This is a genomic window from Psychrosphaera algicola (genome assembly GCF_028401425.1).
GTDB lineage: Bacteria > Pseudomonadota > Gammaproteobacteria > Enterobacterales > Alteromonadaceae > Psychrosphaera > Psychrosphaera algicola.
Genome location: NZ_JAQOMS010000002.1, coordinates 1,486,514 through 1,504,165, shown reverse-complemented (window position 1 = coordinate 1,504,165; position 17,652 = coordinate 1,486,514). Strand labels below are relative to the sequence as shown.

The 17,652-nt window shown below is 39.9% G+C and carries 12 protein-coding genes, 1 tRNA gene and 3 pseudogenes; 11 read left to right on the top strand and 5 right to left on the bottom strand.

Features of this window, described 5'->3' with window-relative positions; all coding sequences use genetic code 11:
* Positions 1–3: 3 nt before the first annotated feature.
* The 5 genes and pseudogenes from folP (at position 4) to PN838_RS08045 (ending at position 3,442) form a co-directional block, all read left to right on the top strand.
* Positions 4–834, top strand: coding sequence for a dihydropteroate synthase (gene folP, locus PN838_RS08065; protein ID WP_370661011.1), 831 nt, complete (start codon positions 4–6; stop codon positions 832–834).
* Positions 827–2,160 (top strand): annotated as a pseudogene (glmM, locus tag PN838_RS08060) (phosphoglucosamine mutase). Before folP ends, glmM begins: the two are co-directional and overlap by 8 nt.
* 70 nt (positions 2,161–2,230) lie before the next feature.
* Positions 2,231–2,967: pseudogene (gene tpiA, locus PN838_RS08055) on the top strand (triose-phosphate isomerase).
* Positions 2,968–2,976: 9 nt separating this feature from the next.
* A complete protein-coding gene (secG, locus tag PN838_RS08050; RefSeq protein WP_215964065.1) occupies positions 2,977–3,345 on the top strand; it encodes a preprotein translocase subunit SecG in 369 nt (122 codons plus the stop codon).
* A gap of 10 nt (positions 3,346–3,355) precedes the next feature.
* Positions 3,356–3,442: transfer RNA gene (locus PN838_RS08045), tRNA-Leu, on the top strand.
* A 558-nt stretch (positions 3,443–4,000) separates the two neighbouring features.
* On the opposite strand, the gene PN838_RS08040 is transcribed toward PN838_RS08045, so the two are convergent.
* The 4 genes from PN838_RS08040 to PN838_RS08030 are packed head-to-tail and all read right to left on the bottom strand — an operon-like array spanning position 4,001 to position 5,994.
* Positions 4,001–4,303 carry a hypothetical protein gene (locus PN838_RS08040; protein WP_272180309.1) on the bottom strand — a complete coding sequence of 101 codons (303 nt, stop codon included), beginning with the start codon at positions 4,301–4,303 and terminating at the stop codon, positions 4,001–4,003.
* A 35-nt stretch (positions 4,304–4,338) separates the two neighbouring features.
* Complete coding sequence (locus PN838_RS08035; RefSeq protein WP_272180308.1) at positions 4,339–5,496, bottom strand: methyl-accepting chemotaxis protein; 1,158 nt, start codon at positions 5,494–5,496, stop codon at positions 4,339–4,341.
* Positions 5,448–5,693, bottom strand: a complete 246-nt coding sequence (locus PN838_RS27125; protein WP_370661096.1) for a cache domain-containing protein — start codon at positions 5,691–5,693, stop codon at positions 5,448–5,450. The genes PN838_RS08035 and PN838_RS27125 overlap by 49 nt, the downstream gene beginning before the upstream one ends.
* Positions 5,694–5,751: 58 nt before the next feature.
* The gene (locus PN838_RS08030; protein WP_272180307.1) at positions 5,752–5,994 is read right to left on the bottom strand and encodes a hypothetical protein; all 243 of its coding nucleotides are present in this window, start codon (positions 5,992–5,994) and stop codon (positions 5,752–5,754) included.
* A gap of 393 nt (positions 5,995–6,387) precedes the next feature.
* Between PN838_RS08030 and PN838_RS08025 the strand changes: the two are divergent.
* Positions 6,388–6,609: pseudogene (locus PN838_RS08025) on the top strand (DNA topoisomerase III); the annotation flags it as partial.
* On the opposite strand, the gene PN838_RS27120 reads toward PN838_RS08025, so the two are convergent.
* Positions 6,590–6,928 carry a transposase family protein gene (locus PN838_RS27120; protein ID WP_370661010.1) on the bottom strand — a complete coding sequence of 113 codons (339 nt, stop codon included), beginning with the start codon at positions 6,926–6,928 and terminating at the stop codon, positions 6,590–6,592. The pseudogene PN838_RS08025 and the gene PN838_RS27120 overlap by 20 nt on opposite strands.
* 493 nt (positions 6,929–7,421) lie before the next feature.
* Here PN838_RS27120 and PN838_RS08020 point away from each other — a divergent pair, with 493 nt between their 5' ends.
* The 5 genes from PN838_RS08020 (at position 7,422) to PN838_RS08000 (ending at position 17,646) form a co-directional block, all read left to right on the top strand.
* The gene (locus tag PN838_RS08020; protein ID WP_272180306.1) at positions 7,422–8,066 is read left to right on the top strand and encodes a DUF7151 family protein; all 645 of its coding nucleotides are present in this window, start codon (positions 7,422–7,424) and stop codon (positions 8,064–8,066) included.
* Entirely contained in the window at positions 8,063–8,527 is a 465-nt protein-coding gene (locus tag PN838_RS08015) for a hypothetical protein (RefSeq protein ID WP_272180305.1), read from the top strand. The genes PN838_RS08020 and PN838_RS08015 overlap by 4 nt, the downstream gene beginning before the upstream one ends.
* A gap of 31 nt (positions 8,528–8,558) precedes the next feature.
* Positions 8,559–13,208, top strand: a complete 4,650-nt coding sequence (locus PN838_RS08010) for a carboxypeptidase regulatory-like domain-containing protein (RefSeq protein WP_272180304.1) — start codon at positions 8,559–8,561, stop codon at positions 13,206–13,208.
* A gap of 222 nt (positions 13,209–13,430) precedes the next feature.
* Positions 13,431–15,821 carry a choice-of-anchor X domain-containing protein gene (locus PN838_RS08005; protein WP_272180303.1) on the top strand — a complete coding sequence of 797 codons (2,391 nt, stop codon included), beginning with the start codon at positions 13,431–13,433 and terminating at the stop codon, positions 15,819–15,821.
* Complete coding sequence (locus tag PN838_RS08000; protein WP_272180302.1) at positions 15,775–17,646, top strand: hypothetical protein; 1,872 nt, start codon at positions 15,775–15,777, stop codon at positions 17,644–17,646. The genes PN838_RS08005 and PN838_RS08000 overlap by 47 nt, the downstream gene beginning before the upstream one ends.
* Positions 17,647–17,652: the final 6 nt, after the last annotated feature.

Below are 17,652 nucleotides of genomic sequence, written 5' to 3'. Positions count from 1 at the left end.
TTTATGACAATGTTTAATTTAACAAAACTCGAAACGCCTATCATAATGGCGATCTTAAATGTAACTCCCGACTCTTTCTCAGACGGCGGTAAATTTACTCAGCTTGATGCGTCTATTAAACATGCAGAATTGATGTTGTCTCAAGGTGCGGATATTATTGACCTTGGTGGCGAGTCCACTCGTCCAGGCGCGCCAGAAGTGAGTTTGGATGAAGAATTATCACGGGTATTACCTGTGATCGAAAAATTAAAAAGTGAATTTGGGTGTTTAATTTCGCTGGATACCAGCAAACCTGAAGTCATGCGAGAAGGCATTAATAGCGGCGTAGACCTTATCAATGACGTATGTGCGTTAACGGTAGGTAACGCTGTTGAGGTTGTTGCTAATTCAAATGTACCGGTTTGTTTGATGCATATGCAAGGCACACCGCGTACAATGCAGTCAGAGCCAGAATATAGCGATGTAGTTACCGATGTAAGTGCATTTTTGGCTGAACGAATAAATACCTGTTTAGAAGCCGGAATCGACAAATCTCGAATTTGTATCGACCTAGGATTTGGCTTCGGTAAGACATTAAGTCAGAATTACCAATTACTAAATCGATTAGACGAATTTGAATCGTTAGGATTGCCGCTCCTTGCGGGACTATCGAGAAAATCGATGATTGGAAACTTGCTAGGGTTAGCCCCCGATAAACGAGCATTAGCAAGTGTTATATGTGCAACTTTGGCATTGACCAAAGGGGCAAAAATCTTAAGAGTGCATGATGTTGCAGAAACGAAACAGGCATTAGATCTGTTTAAAGCGACTTATTACGGAGTAAATCATGAGTAAAAAATATTTTGGAACAGATGGTATTCGCGGATTAGTTGGGCGTTCGCCTATTACTCCTGAATTTGCACTAAAGTTAGGTTACGCTGCAGGTAAAGTTTTTGCGAAAAACGGCAACCGAAAAGTGTTAATCGGAAAAGACACTCGCATTTCGGGTTATATGCTTGAAACCGCTTTAGAGTCTGGCCTTATCGCTGCTGGTGTTGATGTAGGCTTGTTGGGACCAATGCCAACGCCTGCTATTTCATATCTTACTCGTACATTTCGCGCCGACGCCGGTATTGTCATCAGTGCCTCGCACAACCCATATTACGACAACGGCATTAAGTTCTTCTCTGCGGCCGGTACTAAGCTTCCAGACTCAATAGAACATGAAATTGAAGCCATGTTAGATCAAGAGATCACATGCGTAGAATCTGAAAAACTCGGTAAAGCAACACGCATAAATGACGCGGCTGGCCGATATATCGAATTTTGTAAAAGTCGTTTTGCGCCTGAATCATTGCGCGGCATGAAAATCGTAGTCGACAGTGCCAATGGTGCAACGTATCACATCGGTCCAAATGTATTCCAAGAGCTAGGTGCAGAAGTGGTGTCTATCTTCGCAAAACCGGATGGACTGAACATCAACGAAAAATGTGGCGCGACGCATACCGAAGCACTACGTGAAGCGGTATTAGCCAACGAAGCTCATGTCGGTTTGGCGCTAGACGGCGACGGCGACCGCATTATTATGGTTGACCATAAAGGTGTTGAAGTTGACGGTGATGAACTGGTATTCATTATTGCGCGTCACGCATTAAAACAAGGCAACCTTAAAGGGGCGTTGTTGGCACATTGATGTCAAACCTTGGTCTAGAAGTTGCCCTTAAAAAGTTAGGTATTCCATTTTTACGCGCTAAAGTCGGCGATCGTTATGTAATGGAACTATTAAAAGAAAACAATTGGACTATTGGCGGCGAAAGTTCAGGTCATGTTATAAACCTAGAACATATGCCAACAGGCGATGGTATTGTGTCGGCAATCCAAGTATTAACCGCCATGGTTGAGTCAGGGTTAAAATTATCAGAACTTAAATCTGGTATGGAAAAATACCCACAAGAGTTAATAAATGTGCGCGTTGGCTAAAATAAATATCCACTTGAAGTGGATGAAGTTAAGTTAGCGATAGCAGATGCAGAAAAAGAACTTGGCGATGAAGGTCGTATATTAATTCGTAAATCGGGTACTGAACCTCTTATTCGAGTTATGACTGAAGGCAAAGACGCAGAGCTAATTAATGCCGTAGCGAAACGAGTTGCTGAAAAAGTAGCCGCATACGCCGATTAATTAAAGCTTTGCTTGTAACTTTGCAAGTTGTTAGTTACTATCACGCCCGCGAAAAATTAGGAGTAAAGCAATGGCTGAACGTCTACCTTTAGTAGTTGCCAACTGGAAGTTGAACGGCGATAAAGTGTTATTGGCGGAAATGATTGATGCGTTACAAGCATTTGAATCTAAAGAAGTTGAAACCGTTGTATGCCCACCATTTGTTTATTTGAATGAAAACACAAATGGTGTTAAAAAGGGCGCTCAAAATATTGCAGAAGTCGAATCTGGTGCATTTACCGGTGAAGTCTCTGGCAGAATGTTACGTGACGTGGGTTGTCAGTTTGTCATAATAGGACATTCTGAAAGACGCGCCATGTATGGTGAAACAGACGCTGTTGTTGCTAAAAAGTATTGGCAACATTGCACGCTGGATTAGTCCCAATTATTTGTGTTGGTGAAAGTGAACAGCAACGCGAAGATGAAGAAACCATAGCGGTTATTTCAAAACAGATCAGAGCCGTATTGGATGATTTGCCGTCGTATTCAGACAGCTTAGTTTTTGCCTACGAACCCATTTGGGCGATAGGCACAGGAAAAACGGCCACGACGGAACAAGCGGAAGAAGTACACGCTGAAATCAGAAAGGTTTTGGCGAGTTATAATCAGGAGTTAGCGCAAGAGACTCGTATTTTATACGGTGGAAGTGTTAAGCCTGATAACAGTAAAGAATTATTTTCAAGTGACAACATCGACGGAGGCCTAATTGGAGGCGCGAGTTTAGATGTAGAGTCATTTACAACCATTTGCAAAAATGCGGTAGCTTAAGGTAATAGCATGTACGAAATTTTGATAGTAGTTTATTTAGTAGTCGCATTAGCTTTAGTTGGATTAATCTTGATCCAACAAGGTAAGGGTGCCGATATGGGCGCGTCGTTTGGTGCTGGCGCATCAGCTACATTGTTCGGTTCTAGTGGTTCTGGTAACTTTTTAACCAAAACAACCACGATTCTGGCAACCCTGTTTTTTGTTATCAGCATATTCCTAGGAAGCTTGACAGCGAATTCAGTTAAAGAAGAAAACGAGTGGAATGACATCTCAGCACCAGTTGTTGAAGAAGTTAAAAAAGTCGCTCCAGCAGATACGGACGTTCCAGTTTCTAACGAAACAACAGACGCACCAGTAAAAGACGTACCTGCAAACTAGAAACACTTTCGCGGTTGTGCTGAAATTGGTAGACAGGCAGCGTTGAGGTCGCTGTGTTCGAAAGGACGTGAGGGTTCAAGTCCCTCCAACCGCACCATTATTAGGTTCTTTAAGAACCAACAAAGACCCGGAAAGCTAATTAAAAAGCTTTCCGGGTTTTTTATGGGTTATTGTCGATTAATAACGAACAATGACAACTAGCAATTTAAGTAGTACATTATGTAGTACAGATTCACTTTCCCAAATGGTGTACTAGATAAATACCAGTAAAACCATCATCCCAAATCCCCAGAAAAAAACCGTCATTAGTAAGCGACAACCAAACAGAAAAAGATCATTCCCTATACCCAGAAAAAACCGTCATCCCAAAAGAGTCTAAGCGATATTAGGGATCTCCAACCGAGCGCAGAGGAATCACATAATTCACCTTCAATTGGCTCAAAGTAACCAGAACATAAAACGTCATTAGTAAGCGACAACCAAACAGAAAAACATCATTCCCAATACCCAGAAAAACCGTCATCCCAAAAGAGTCTAAGCGATATTAGGGAGCTCCAACCAAGTGCAGAGGAAGTTCATAATCCACCTTCAATTGGCTCATAGTTTAAGAACAAAAACCGTCATTCTAACCAAACAGAAAAAACCGTTATCCTAATCAAACAGAAAAAACGTCATCCCAAAAGAGCCTAAGCGATATTAGGGATCTCCAACCAAGTGCAGAGGAATCACATAATTCACCTTCAATTGGCTCAAAGTTACCAGAACATAAACCGTCATCCCAAAAGAGCCTAAGCGATATTAGGGATCTCCAACCGAGCGCAGAGGAATCACATAATTCACCTTCAATTGGCTCAAAGTAACCAGAACATAAAACGTCATCCCAAAAGAGTCTAAGCGATATTAGGGATCTCCAACCAAGTGCAGAGGAAATAACAAAAATCAGCAACTCTGACCCCACAGGTTTCTTTCAATTGGCTCAAACGAGGGCTGAAATTACGTTTTATACTGACCGACTAATTTCGACATATCTAACGCGAGATCATTAAGCTGCTTACTTATCATGGATGCTTCGGCGGTACCGTTTGCGGTTTCTTCTGCGACTTCAACAATCTGGTGCACGTTTTGGTTTATGGTCTCAGATACCATAGTTTGCTCTTCAGCGGCAGTTGCAATTTGACTGTTCATGTCGTTGATCGTCGTGACTGAATGACGTATTGCTTTTAGCGCTGTGTCGACTCTTTCTGCTTCTGTCACTGTGTGCATGCATTTTTCATTTATTTCAGTTATCGCAAGAACCGCTTCGTTAGTTCCACCCTGCAATTTAATGATCATGCGTTGAATTTCATCCGTGCTGCTCGCCGTTCTTGCCGCTAGGGTTCTAACTTCATCGGCTACCACAGAGAAACCTCTACCTTGTTCACCGGCTCTTGCTGCTTCTATCGCGGCGTTTAATGCGAGTAAGTTTGTTTGTTCTGCAATGCCTCGAATAACTTCGATTACACCACCGATATTTTTAGATTCTTCACCTAAATTACCAATAACGTCGACGCCAATATTAACTTGGTCACCTAACCCATTAATGATCTCTATTGCACCATCTAGTATTTTCGAAGCGTCAGTGACTTGGTCTTCCGCGTCATGGGCGGCTTTTGCGGCATTGCTAGCGCTTTTCGCCACATCCAAAGCTGTTGCTGACATTTCGTTCATAGCGGTAGCAACTTGGTCACTTTCTAAATGTTGACGTTGCACACCTGATTCGGCTTGAGCCATCAGTTGCGTAAGGTTCACACTTGAGGTCGATAATATTTGCGTCGACCCATTAATTTGCTTAACCATATCTGCAATTTTTGACGCAAATAAATTGAACGCCGCGGAGAGCGCACCTAATTCATGGCCTTTTGATTCATCCAAACGTTGTGTCAAATCACCATCGCCATTGGCTATTTCATCTAAGGCACTCACGGCATGATTTATTGGTTTGGTAATGGTTTGTACTAATTTGATGGAAATAGCAGACATTACTAATAACAAAACAATCGCTAAGCTAATGATTTTAAAGATACTGTCCGACAACATTTCTTGGTTATGTTGTTTAAGAACGCCTAGGGTTTTTCTAATTCGTCGACGTAAAATCCAGTCGCGATAACCCAATTGGTATCAGGGATCATTACGGCCTTGGCGAGCTTGGGTGACGGTATTGTTGAGTTTTGTTTGGGCCATGTATATTCAACATAACCGCCACCGGTTAGCGCTTTTTCTATATATTCTTTAACCAGATATCGACCCTGCTGGCTTTTAGAGTCTAAATAATTTTTTCCTTCACGTTCTGGATTATCCGCACTAACAATTTGATTGCCCTAGGTGTCATAAACAAAAAAGTAATTATTGCCTTGCTGGTATCTTAAATTACGTAAGATTGTTTTTTCGCGTCGTCAGTTTTAGCGGTAGCAATTGAGGTGATAGCAAGTTCGATAAATGAGTCGAGTTGCTCTTTTTCTCGGCCGTCAGCGAAGTGCGTAATTGGTCTTGGCTTTGTAAGCTTATTTGCTCAGATTGAGAGGTCGCCAACAACGTAATTGCCAGTGCGGTAAGTGCTAGGGGGAATAATGCGATTGTTAATACTTTAAATTTAATTGATCTATTTGCCATGGGGATCTACCTATCGTCATAACTATCCTTTTTATCGGATAAACCTCGTCAATCTTTAAATTATTTAAGTCATTTATGTATTCTAGAGTTCTAATCAGTAACGGTCGTGTTTGCAACATTAGAATGAAAATCAACCCAAAGACTGGCATCGCTAGTTACTAAGCCACAGACAACAATATTTTTACTTTGGCAGGCATAACAAAAGTGTTTGGAGTGCTTTAACCAAAAGTTAGTTTACTTGTCACATAATGCAAGTTCAGCTGTCCTGCATCGTCGTTGTTTACGCATAGTCTTTTGCCCCAAAAATAATCTGTACCTAATTGCCATCGACCTTAGGGTAATTAGTCGGTAAAATTGGCGGTCTATCCTTATTCAGTCCGTTGGTCATTATTCATGAAGTTATTTATTGCGGAGAAACCCAGTCTAGGTCGAGCGATTGTTGACGCGTTGCCTAAACCGCATAAAAAACAAGATGGCTTTATCGAAGCCAGCGACGGCACAGTAGTGACTTGGTGTATCGGTCATTTGTTGGAGCAAGCACCGCCTGAGGATTACGACAGCAAATTTAAAAAGTGGCAAGTTGAACACCTGCCGATTATTCCAACCCAATGGAAATAATATCAGCACTCATACCTGTCGCTATTTCTTTCGCCCATGAAATGAAATAAATTTGAATACTTGCTGCATTTAAACGGCTTAATACGCGTGTAATCGTGTTGTGTTTGAGGATGCTATTTTTGAATGGAAAATATTTTTTAGCCAATCTCATTTCGACGACCGAAGTCTTAAATATTTCCCAGACTTCGACTCCTGTAAGTACAACACACACGAAAAGATACAATATGGTGATTAGTTCATACTTTATACAACACTCTAATAGCGGCTCTTCGATAACTGAAAAGTGAGTAATAAAGTTATTTGTAAATGGGAACACTTAGAATTAGTTTCATGGTCTGGTCTGGTCATGGGAATACGAAAAAGTTCAGTTTATAATGATCTTAGTCTTTACCTAGAACGGAGTCATTTTTGTATAAAAAAATTTACAGGTGGTAATAAATAATTTATATTAAAATTGAATCAATATAGATGGACCTAATATATGAAAATTTTCAAACGATTATGCCTGCCCCACTTTTATTATCTCCATTTTTAATTGCAAATGAATCACTTGACGACTTTGAAACAAACTTTAGCGGCCCGTTTGCAGAAATCCGTATTAGCTGGAAATAACAGAACAAATTAATACCCGAGTAAATTATAACTCAGGCAAAAATAAACATTATTAAGAATAGGGATATTCCAATGACGCACCGTCTACTCCTTTTAACGATACTTTCATTAACGCTTTCAGCTTGCAGCGAAAGCTCAGGAAATGACCCTGAAGTTGTGACTGATCCCCCGAAATAGTTACTCCGACTAAAACGATAATGGCAGTAAATGGGGCACTGTTTGAGTCAAATGCAGAATGCCCTAATGGCGGAGTTAAGATTGATTTAGGTGTCGATGAAAACGCTAATGGTGTTTTGGATAGCATTGAAGTCACCTCAACAGAGACTGTTTGTCACGGTACGAATGGTACAGATGGCATAGATGGTACAGATGGCATAGATGGTACAGATGGCATAGATGGTACAGATGGCATAGATGGCATAGATGGCATAGATGGTACAGATGGGATAGATGGTACAGATGGTACAGATGGCATAGATGGTACAGATGGCATAGATGGTGAAGATGGCATAGATGGTGAAGATGGTACGGATGGTGCGAATGCACTGATCAATGTAATTAATTTGGACTCGGATGAGAGTTGTCCCGCTAAGGCGGTCAGAATTGAAGCTGGAACTGACACAAATAATAACCAAAGCCTAGACACCAGTGAAATAGATTCAACGACTACGCTTTGTTACGCTGACGATGGGGCTAGTAATAATTCAGGCGAAGCTGTAGCCTTGTCAGGAAAAGGTTCTATTAAAGGTAAAGTGCCGACTTCGGCATTAAAAGCACTGTCTAGTAATCGAGTGTCCACTTTATCAAGGAGTACTTCGCTAGAAAAAACAAGAAAGTCTTGACGGAGCAGACCGGTACGTTGTGGTTAGTTGCAAGTGACGTTATTGCTGTGATTCAAGCAGACCAGAACGTTACTTCACAAGCTGATGATATCACCGAGGATGATGGAAACTCAGTAGAAGTCGACGCGCCAATAGTGGAGCCAATAGAAATTAACGTGGCAGAAGATGGTACTTATGAAGTTGAAGTGCCGGCGGGTACTGATTATGAATTAATCCTAGTAACTGAAGATGCCACAAAAGGCGTTAAAATTGACGAAATCGCAGTTGAGCCAGAAACCGTAACGGAAGTCATCATTACAGAAGATGAATTGCAACCTGTCGGTCATATCACGTTAACAACGCAAAGTTTAATCACAGGTAATGTTCTTGCTAACGCACGTGTAATGCTACTCAGTGGTGGTATAGACATGACGAGTAATGACGAAGGTAAAGCTACACTAGAAAGCCTAGCACCTTGGTGATTATAGAGTCTTAATTGAAGTTGATGGCTATGTGAGTAAAAACGTGCCGTTTACCGTCGTTTCAGGCCAAACGGTGGATATTGGTATTGTTGAGCTAAATAACGAAAAAGGGAATGCTGTTGGCTCTATTGAGGCAAATAACCTAGATAGCTTAGCGAATATCGTTGTTTATGCCCGTGGTGCCGATGGGTCTATTTATACAACGTTAACCGGTACTAATGGTCATTATCGTTTTAATGCCTTACCAGTAGGTAAAGGGTATAGCTTCATTGCACAAGCCAATGACTTTAATTCAAGTAAACAAGATAATGTCGATATTCTCCAAGGAGAAACCTCAAGTATTAATCTCATCACATTATCTAAAAGTGTGATTGTTGAGAATATAACAACAGGTTCAATTACAGGGGCGGCTAAATTCAGCGAATATAAAACGGTATTAAACCAACACGCTGGCATAATAGTCAGTATTGAAGGGAGTGATAAAGAAGCGATTACTTCTAGAGATGGTTCATATATCTTTAATAATATCGAAACAGGCTATTACAACTTAAACTTTACAGATAGTAATCATCAGGCAGTGACACTTCAAAACGTTAAAGTGGGAACTGCTACAACCACCAATCTAGATATTCAAATTTTACAAGGGTTAACTGGTAGTGTATCTGGCGTAGTTATTAACAATGCTGGTTTCCCAATTGTAGGTGTAATTATCACTGATGAGCAAAGTGGTGTATCTACGATTACTAACGACCAAGGTGAGTTTACTCTTACAGATCTCATTATAGGCGAACATCAATTAAAGATTAGCCAAGAAGGGTCAATAACGACAAATTTGCTAGTTACCGTTGAACAAGGACAAAATAAGATATTAACGGATAATATTGAATTAGCGTCGTACTCGTTCCGCGGTACAATTAGTTTAGGCGATGAGGTTGAAGACCATAGTAATATACAAGTGAGTTTAGTGGGTAGTAGTAACCTAACTGTATTTACAAACGAAGATGGACTTTTCAGTTTCCAAGGTGCATCACCGGGTAACTACCAAGTAACCTTAGTAAAATCGGGTTACCAAACAAAATCGTTAAGCATTCAGATCCCAGAACAAGCGGACTATGTCTTACCTTATATTGTTGATCTTGCAGTCCAAGTTGGCGTAATAAAAGGTTCAGTTACATTAGAATCTCAAATAGAATTTAGTGGCATCCAAGTAACTCTCGCGGGAACGAACTTTGAAACCTACTCTGATGCGTTAGGTAATTGGACACTGCAAGTCCCAGTAGGAAATTACGCAAAGGGACTTGAATATTCAAAAGAACATTTTGTTAGTAATATAGATTTATCTACAGTAACAGTCACCGAACAAGGAGCTTATACTGCGCAAAGTAAGATGTTAAAACAACACACCGCTGAATTATCATTTGATTTAGCTGCATTTGGTAATTGTCCTTCTGTAATCGTTCAGATTTCAAATGGGGTTAATTTTGATGCTAATTTCACCGTAGATCTTTCCACTGAATCAATATTTTCTCAAACGTTGGAACTTGACATTTATCAAGCAACCGTTTCATGTTCTGTAAGTGGTTGGGAAACCGTCCCACTCACTATTGATCTCAGTGCTGGTCAACCGCAAGTGAAATTGGATGAAATTAAATTAAGACAAAGTTATGTAACGGTTAACAGCGGTTCAATTTTTACCAACAACACTCGTGTTGTTCTATCGATAGGTAATGATGCAGCAACTCAAATGAAAGTGTCGGATGGTATAAACTCAACAGCTTGGGTGGATTATGCCAGTGATCAGTCGTTTGTTATGTCTTCCGGTGATGGTGTTAAAACGATTACTGTTGAATTTAAAGATATCAACGGTACTGCCTTAGCTACAGTTACAGATACCATTAATTTAGATACAACATTAGTTATCAACTCATTTTCGGCAAGTGGTGCCACGACAAAAGGTGATAACCTTTTAATAGCGGTTGACTTAAATGGTGAAATGAATGCCGAGGTGTTAGTCAGCGTACCTGGTTTGGTTCAAAATTTACCAATACTTGATAATGGTTTTAATGGCGATGACGTTGCGAATGATGGTATTTACCAACGGTCATTGTTAATTAATTCAACAGTTGATGTTAATTCAATGGCAACTGTAAACGTGACAGACATAGCAACAAATGTAGCAGTTGCAACCAGTGAATTAATTACAATAAATACCGCGCCAAGTATTTCTGATATCACCGTAACGTCAAATGTAGCAACAGGTTTAATGACCATTAACTTCACCACCAATGAAGTAGCTACGTCTACTATTGAATATGGTCAAAACCCAGCTGAACTAGAACAAGATAATAACGTCGCAAACACCTTATCAAATAGCCATAACATAACCCTCTCGAATCTGCCTAAAGATATAATCACTTATTTTAAAGTGACCGTTACAGATGCTGCTGGTAATAGTAGCTCTAAATATGGGCAGGGCAAATTAGCACCTGCTATTGTTGAAGGTATTGCTGCTTACGCTGGTGACAATGAAGTAGGCGTGATCTGGAATACGGTGCAAGATTCAGAAATAGCGGGTTACAGAATTTATCGTTCGAGTGATTCCGGCACGAGCTTTATTTTAGTTAATAACGAACAACTAATCAAAGACTACGCCTATGTAGACAACTTAGTGAGTAATAACACGGAGTATCAATATAAGGTTACGGCTGTTGATATAGACGGCAATGAAAGTATTGCATCAAACGCCGTTAGTGTGACCCCCACTTTGGAACTCGCAGGCCCTACCGAAATTGCAGGTGGTGTAATTGATGTGAACACCGTGTGGTTAAGCTCTCGCTCACCTTATAACATTAGCGCTAATTTAAAAATTAAAGACAACGTAGAATTATTATTATTAGCGGGTAGCCAAGTCCAGTTATCTCAAGAAAACGTTAGTGTATATGTGGATGGGAAAATAACCGCAATCGGTACAGAAGATAATAAAGTATTATTAAATGCCTTTGGTGTTAAAGCGATTGGCGCTGAAGGTGAAGAGTCTAATTATGTTGAATCCTATTCTGGTAATGTAATATTTAAAAAGGTACAGGAGCTAAACAGTGACCAAGAAATAAGTCAGTTTAGTCATACTGTTTGGAATTTCTTAAGCACCTATCAGGATTATTCGAATTCATGGGACAGACGTAATTATTACTCTCCGGTCACGTTAATCAATTCAACAATAAAACAGAAAAATAATAGTAATTTTGGCGGTTTTTACGTTCAATCTATTCATTCATCTTTATATCAGAATTATGGAAATAGTTGGTACTCAAGTTATGAGGCACCTCGAATTAAATCAGCCACTAGCTCTAAGTTTGTTCAGCTCAATGACCAAGGTGAAGAAGAAATTACTTCGTCGTATATGCTAAATATAGGTTCGGTTTTAAACTCGGAATTCAACGGTGCAAAATTTCAGTTTAATAACGGGACAATAGAAGGTTCAATTTTAACCAACGTCACAGCATCCAATGTTACAACCATGACCAACAGTGTATTAGTTAATAGTTTATTAATTGATTCGTCCAATAGCCGATTAACCAACAATACTTTCACCAACAGTTCAGTAATGTTATCAGGTGATAATAGCCGCTTGACCATGCATTATAATACGTTAGACAGTGGCTCCACCGTCAGCGCAAAACTGCTAGATATATCAAACAATTATTGGGGTAGTACAGATTTGACCAATATTGCTGCTCAAACTGGCTATAGCCCAAATAAAGATGAAAATACTCATTTATATCCAATACTTACGTCTATCAATTTGTACGAAGGTGACTTTGACCAAGACGGTATAAAAGATTATTTAGATTATGACAACGACAACGACGGTTACAGTGACTTGCAAGAAGATTGGCAGTCCGATCCAAACTTTGGCAGTATTTATAACCCATTAGATGCAAACTCTCATCCTGAAACAGAACGAGATAATGACATGGATGGCATATTAGATGATGCTGACTTAGATGATGACAACGACGGTTTATTAGATACCGATGAATTAGTGCGTTTAACCAACCCCTACCTAGCTGACTCAGATGGAGACAGCGTTAACGATGGAGATGAAATTAATTATAAGTACAACCCATTAGATAAAAACAATTTCCCATTAATGGGTTCTATATCTGGTCAAGTCATTGATAACAGCAATAGTAATTCAGATGGTGTGGTGTACATTGTTGGTTTTGAACAGCACGATGAAATGATGAATTACTCTTCAATTCAAAGCGTTGGCTTAACTGGAGTAACCGTTTCAGCGGGCACGCAGTTAATGATTGGAAAAGACACGCCTGTATATTTTTATGACTCAATCATTGCCGGAACCTCAGAAAATGTTGTGACGATTCGCAGAAGTGGTGCAGGTTACGGCAGCTTTAACCTTTACAATAGCCAAGTCAGTTTCGCCAATATAAAGTTAGCTATGGAGTGGTATATCGATAGCAACTCTCAAATAATCAATTCAGACTTGAGTATGAATAATTCAGGCAATAACAATGGCCTTATTCAAGGTAGTTATGTTTCAAACTCAGGTTATTGGAGTAATAACGGCGAAATAGCACAAAGTTATTTAACAGGTGAAAATGTTAGTAATCTAAGTAATGGCGTTATCAAATCAAGTTATGTGGAGCTCAGGGGGCGCTAGAGAATTACGGACTTTTCGAAAGTAGTTACAGCTCCGATTCACTTTCGAACTATATTTCGAACTATATCTCAATTAGGCAGTCTGATAATGGTGTAATTTCTAATTCGATTGTTGAAAGCTTGGGTGGTAACTCTGAAAACTCCAACAACTCATCCATTAAAAGCTCAGACATAAAATTCTATAGTGGCAATACCTTGGGCGATGTTCTTTGATAATGTTTTTATGCAGAACGCATCTGGCAGTGTGTATTACGATGGTTTTGGCACACCTATTGACCAAATAGGCGATGGCGTAGCGGAAACGTTGTTTGAATTAAATGGTGCTACTTATATCGTTGATGGCATTAATAATCCTCGTTCAACACCAAATTTCCCGAATGTTGACAGGCCACAACCATATGAAGAGATTAACAATATATGGTCGCCCAAAAATGTTGGAGCTTGGTGGGATTTAAATAATCCAGATCAATTCCCTGATGTTGACCCAAGAGCTAACATGGGTACGTTAGCAGGACAAGTTATATTGGACGGCTTTGATAACAATTCTGGCGTTTTAGTCGAAGTTGTAGGCACTTCATTAAACACAATGACGGATGTGCAAGGTAATTGGTCAATAAGCTTAACAGCTCGTGATTACACGAAAGGCATCAAATTCAACAAACCTCATTTTGAGACGCAAACTAAAACACGTACCTATACCGTCAATGGCCAAGAGGCCACGGAGGTAACAAGCGTAACTCTTATACAGCAAACGGCAAAAGTCAGCGGGCAAGTCAGCATTGATGATGCTGCCGATTTTACTCAAACTATTATTACTGCAGACCGTCAAGGTCAACAAACCATAATTAATCCAAATGCTAGCGGTACGTTTGTTTTTGATGCTTTACCGCTAGGTGAATATCAATTTTCAATCACGTATCCAAACGGCAGCTGGGAAACGGTAAACATTCCACTAACATTAGTTTCCGGTCAAACAGAGTATACGTTACCCGTGACACGTGTACGTAACAGCTTTGTTAATATTGATGATGGTGCATTGTATACCAACAGTACGGCTGTCACATTGAGCTTAACCAATGCAGAAGCGGTAACTATGGTTATTTCTGAAAATGGCAGTGCATTACCGAGTGAAAGTTTTGTTTCAGAGCGCAGTTATACATTAACGGATGGAGATGGTGATAAGGTAATTGAGGTTGCATTTTATGATGGCAGTGGCGTTGAATTAACACCAGCCACTTCCACTATTTTATTAGACACCCAAGTTAACTTATCCAGTTTAACCATGTCTGATGTTTCTGGGTTAGGTGATACGCTGTTAATTACTTTACAAGCAAACGAGGTGAATGGACAAGCAACTGTCACAATTCCGAGTTTGTTCAATAATCTAGAGCTTAATGATGATGGAATTGACGGTGACGTTGTTGCAGGCGATGGCATATACAGCGGCAGTTACATAATTGAAACCGCCCAAGAAATTAATGCAACGGCTATCGCTATGTTTGTTGATAAAGCCAGTAATGAGGCAACAATTACAAGTGATACCAACCTCAATATAGCGACCTCTCCCACCATTACTAATCTATTAACGCAGTCGGTTAATGGTCAATTAGTGATTAGTTTTGAAACAAATGAATTAACCAATAGCACTATTAACTTTGGTACTACAGAAGGTGATTTAGACCAGACACTTACTATCAATGCTGATGGTCAATTTGTTCATATCGTGACATTAGATGTGGTCGACAGTGAGACCATATTCTTTGAAATCATCACCAGCGACGGTGTTACCACGAACACTAGTATTAACAGTCGCGCACAATTGAATAATAATGCATTAACAGGTACCAACAGTGATGGTGGTAATGGTGAAATTGGTATCGTGTGGGGAGAACAAGCTTCTGCAGCCAATTACAATGTGTACCGTTCAGAAGACTCTAACCAGTTTACGCTAGTCGCAACCACAACTTCTGGCACACCTTATTATGTTGATAACACAGTAGCTAACGATATCCAGTACTATTATCGAGTAACTTGGTTAAATGATAGTGGTGAAGAGTCAGACCAATCCGAGTCAACCTCTGCCAAAGCATCTATTGAAAATACGGGGCCTACTGAGTTAACTGGTGGTGTTATTGCCAGCAACACAGTATGGTTAAAATCAATGTCGCCTTACATTATTGCCGGCAATATGTTGGTCAAAGAAGACAAAACTTTATTCTTGATGCCGGGTGTGGAGGTGCAGTTTAATGGTGAAAACCGTCACATCTATGTTGATGGGAAAATCATGGCCTACGGCAGTGAAAGTGAGATGGTTACCATTTCATCTGATACAGCGCATTATACAAACAAAACTAACCAGAGTGCGTTGATATACCCTACCGATGCAAATCAAAACTCAGTATTATCTTATACCCAGCTCAATTATGTGAAGGTCTTTAAAGATTATGAGAGTGAATACTCTCGTCGGGATTATGTAGCGCCGTTGTCGTTAATTGACTCAGAAATCAATTTCTATGCTGGTTATCGTCCGGACTTCTATATTAAATCAGCTGTGGACTCTGTTATTAATGTTTCTGGTTACACAACCTATTCTGAACTATACTGCGAATATTGAGACTTTAGTAAATACATCAATTATAGGGGATGTTCAATCTAGTTGTACGGATTGTTACTCAAATGAAAACTCTCATTTAGAAGCAAACACCTTAAGTAACTCAACAGTCCAAAGTGTAAGTCTTAGTCTTAATAATGGCACAGTTAGTGATTCAAACTTTATAAGTTCTAATTTGTCATTGGCAACGACCATAACCAGCAGTACGTTTACTGAAAGCGATATATACGGGACCAACAATATTCGTCTGATCAATAATGTATTATCCGATACAGATCTACTTATATCCGGTGATAGTCGCCGTTTAACCATGCGGTATAACAAGTTAGATACTGATTCAAGCGTATCGGCGGAACTGTTGGATATATCACACAATTACTGGGGCAGCACTAACCTTGAAACCATTGCAGTGCAAACGGGTTACAGCCCAGATAAAGATCAGAATACTCATTTATATCCAATCTTAACGTCGTACGACCTATATTCTGGAGATTGGGATAATGACGGTATACCTGATTATATTGACCATGACAACGACAACGATGGGTACAGTGATCTTCAGGAAGATTGGGAGTCGGACCCTGTGTATGGTGCCATATTTAATCCGTTAGATGACACGAGTTTTCCTGATGTTAATAACGACAATGACATGGACGGCATTGCCGATGAAGATGATGTTGATGATGATAACGATGGCGTATCAGATGTAGATGAAAATACCTACGGTACAGACCCATTCTTAGCTGACTCAGATGGCGACAGCGTTAACGATGGAGATGAAATTAGTTATAAGTACAACCCATTAGATAAAAACAATTTCCCACTAATGGGTTCTATATCTGGTCAAGTCATTGATAACAGCAATAGTAATACAGATGGTGTGGTGTACATTGTTGGTTTTGAACAGCAAGATGACATGATGAATGACTCTTCAATTCAACGTATTAACTTAACGGGAGTAACGGTTTCAGCGGGTACGCAGTTAATGATAGAAAAAGACACGCCCGTTTCTTTTTATGACTCAGTCATTGCCGGAACCTCAGAAAATGTTGTGACGATTCGCAGCAGTGGTGCAGGTAACGGTAGCTTTAACCTTTACAATAGCCAAGTTAGTTTTGCCAATATTAAGTTAGCCCTTGATTGGTATATTAATGAAACATCGGAAGTGGTTTATTCAGATTTGAGTATGAATAATGGTTATGGCTATAGCCATGGCCTTATCCAAAACAGTTTTGTTTCAAACTCGACGTATTGGAGTAACTACGGAGAAATAACACAAAGTTATTTAACGGGTGAAAATGTTAGTAATCTAAGTAATGGTGTTATCAAATCGAGTTATGTGGAGCTCACGAGTTCGCTATCGAATTACGGACTTTTCGAAAGCAGTTACAGCTCCGATTCACTTTCGAACAATAGCTCAATTAGGCAGTCTGAAAACGGTGTGATTTCTAATTCGATTGTTGAAGGTTTATATAGCTACTCTGCCAACTCAACCATTAAAAACTCAGACATAAAATTCTATTATAACAATACCTCGGCGATGTTCTTTGATAATGTCTTTATGCAGAACGCATCTGGCAGTGTGTATTACGATGGTTTTGGCACACCTATTGACCAAATAGGCGATGGCGTAGCGGAAACGTTGTTTGAGTTAAATGGTTCTACTTATATCGTTGATGGCATTAACAACCCACGTTCAACACCAAACTTCCCTGATGCAGCAGGTGCAATAGCCTCTGATGTAATAGAAGGGATTTGGAACCCTGAAAATGTCGGTGCTTGGTGGGATAAAAGCGACCCTAGTTTATTCCCAGAAAGCGCTCCTTAAGAGTAG

Excerpts from the sequence above, each read along its gene's own strand:
- folP (WP_370661011.1), top strand. The coding sequence starts at position 4 with ATGACAATGTTTAATTTAACAAAACTCGAAACGCCTATCATAATGGCG.
- secG (WP_215964065.1), top strand. The coding sequence starts at position 2,977 with ATGTACGAAATTTTGATAGTAGTTTATTTAGTAGTCGCATTAGCTTTA.
- PN838_RS08030 (WP_272180307.1), bottom strand. The coding sequence starts at position 5,994 with ATGGCAAATAGATCAATTAAATTTAAAGTATTAACAATCGCATTATTC.
- PN838_RS08020 (WP_272180306.1), top strand. The coding sequence starts at position 7,422 with ATGGCAGTAAATGGGGCACTGTTTGAGTCAAATGCAGAATGCCCTAAT.
- PN838_RS08005 (WP_272180303.1), top strand. The coding sequence starts at position 13,431 with ATGCAGAACGCATCTGGCAGTGTGTATTACGATGGTTTTGGCACACCT.
- PN838_RS08000 (WP_272180302.1), top strand. The coding sequence starts at position 15,775 with ATGTTTCTGGTTACACAACCTATTCTGAACTATACTGCGAATATTGAG.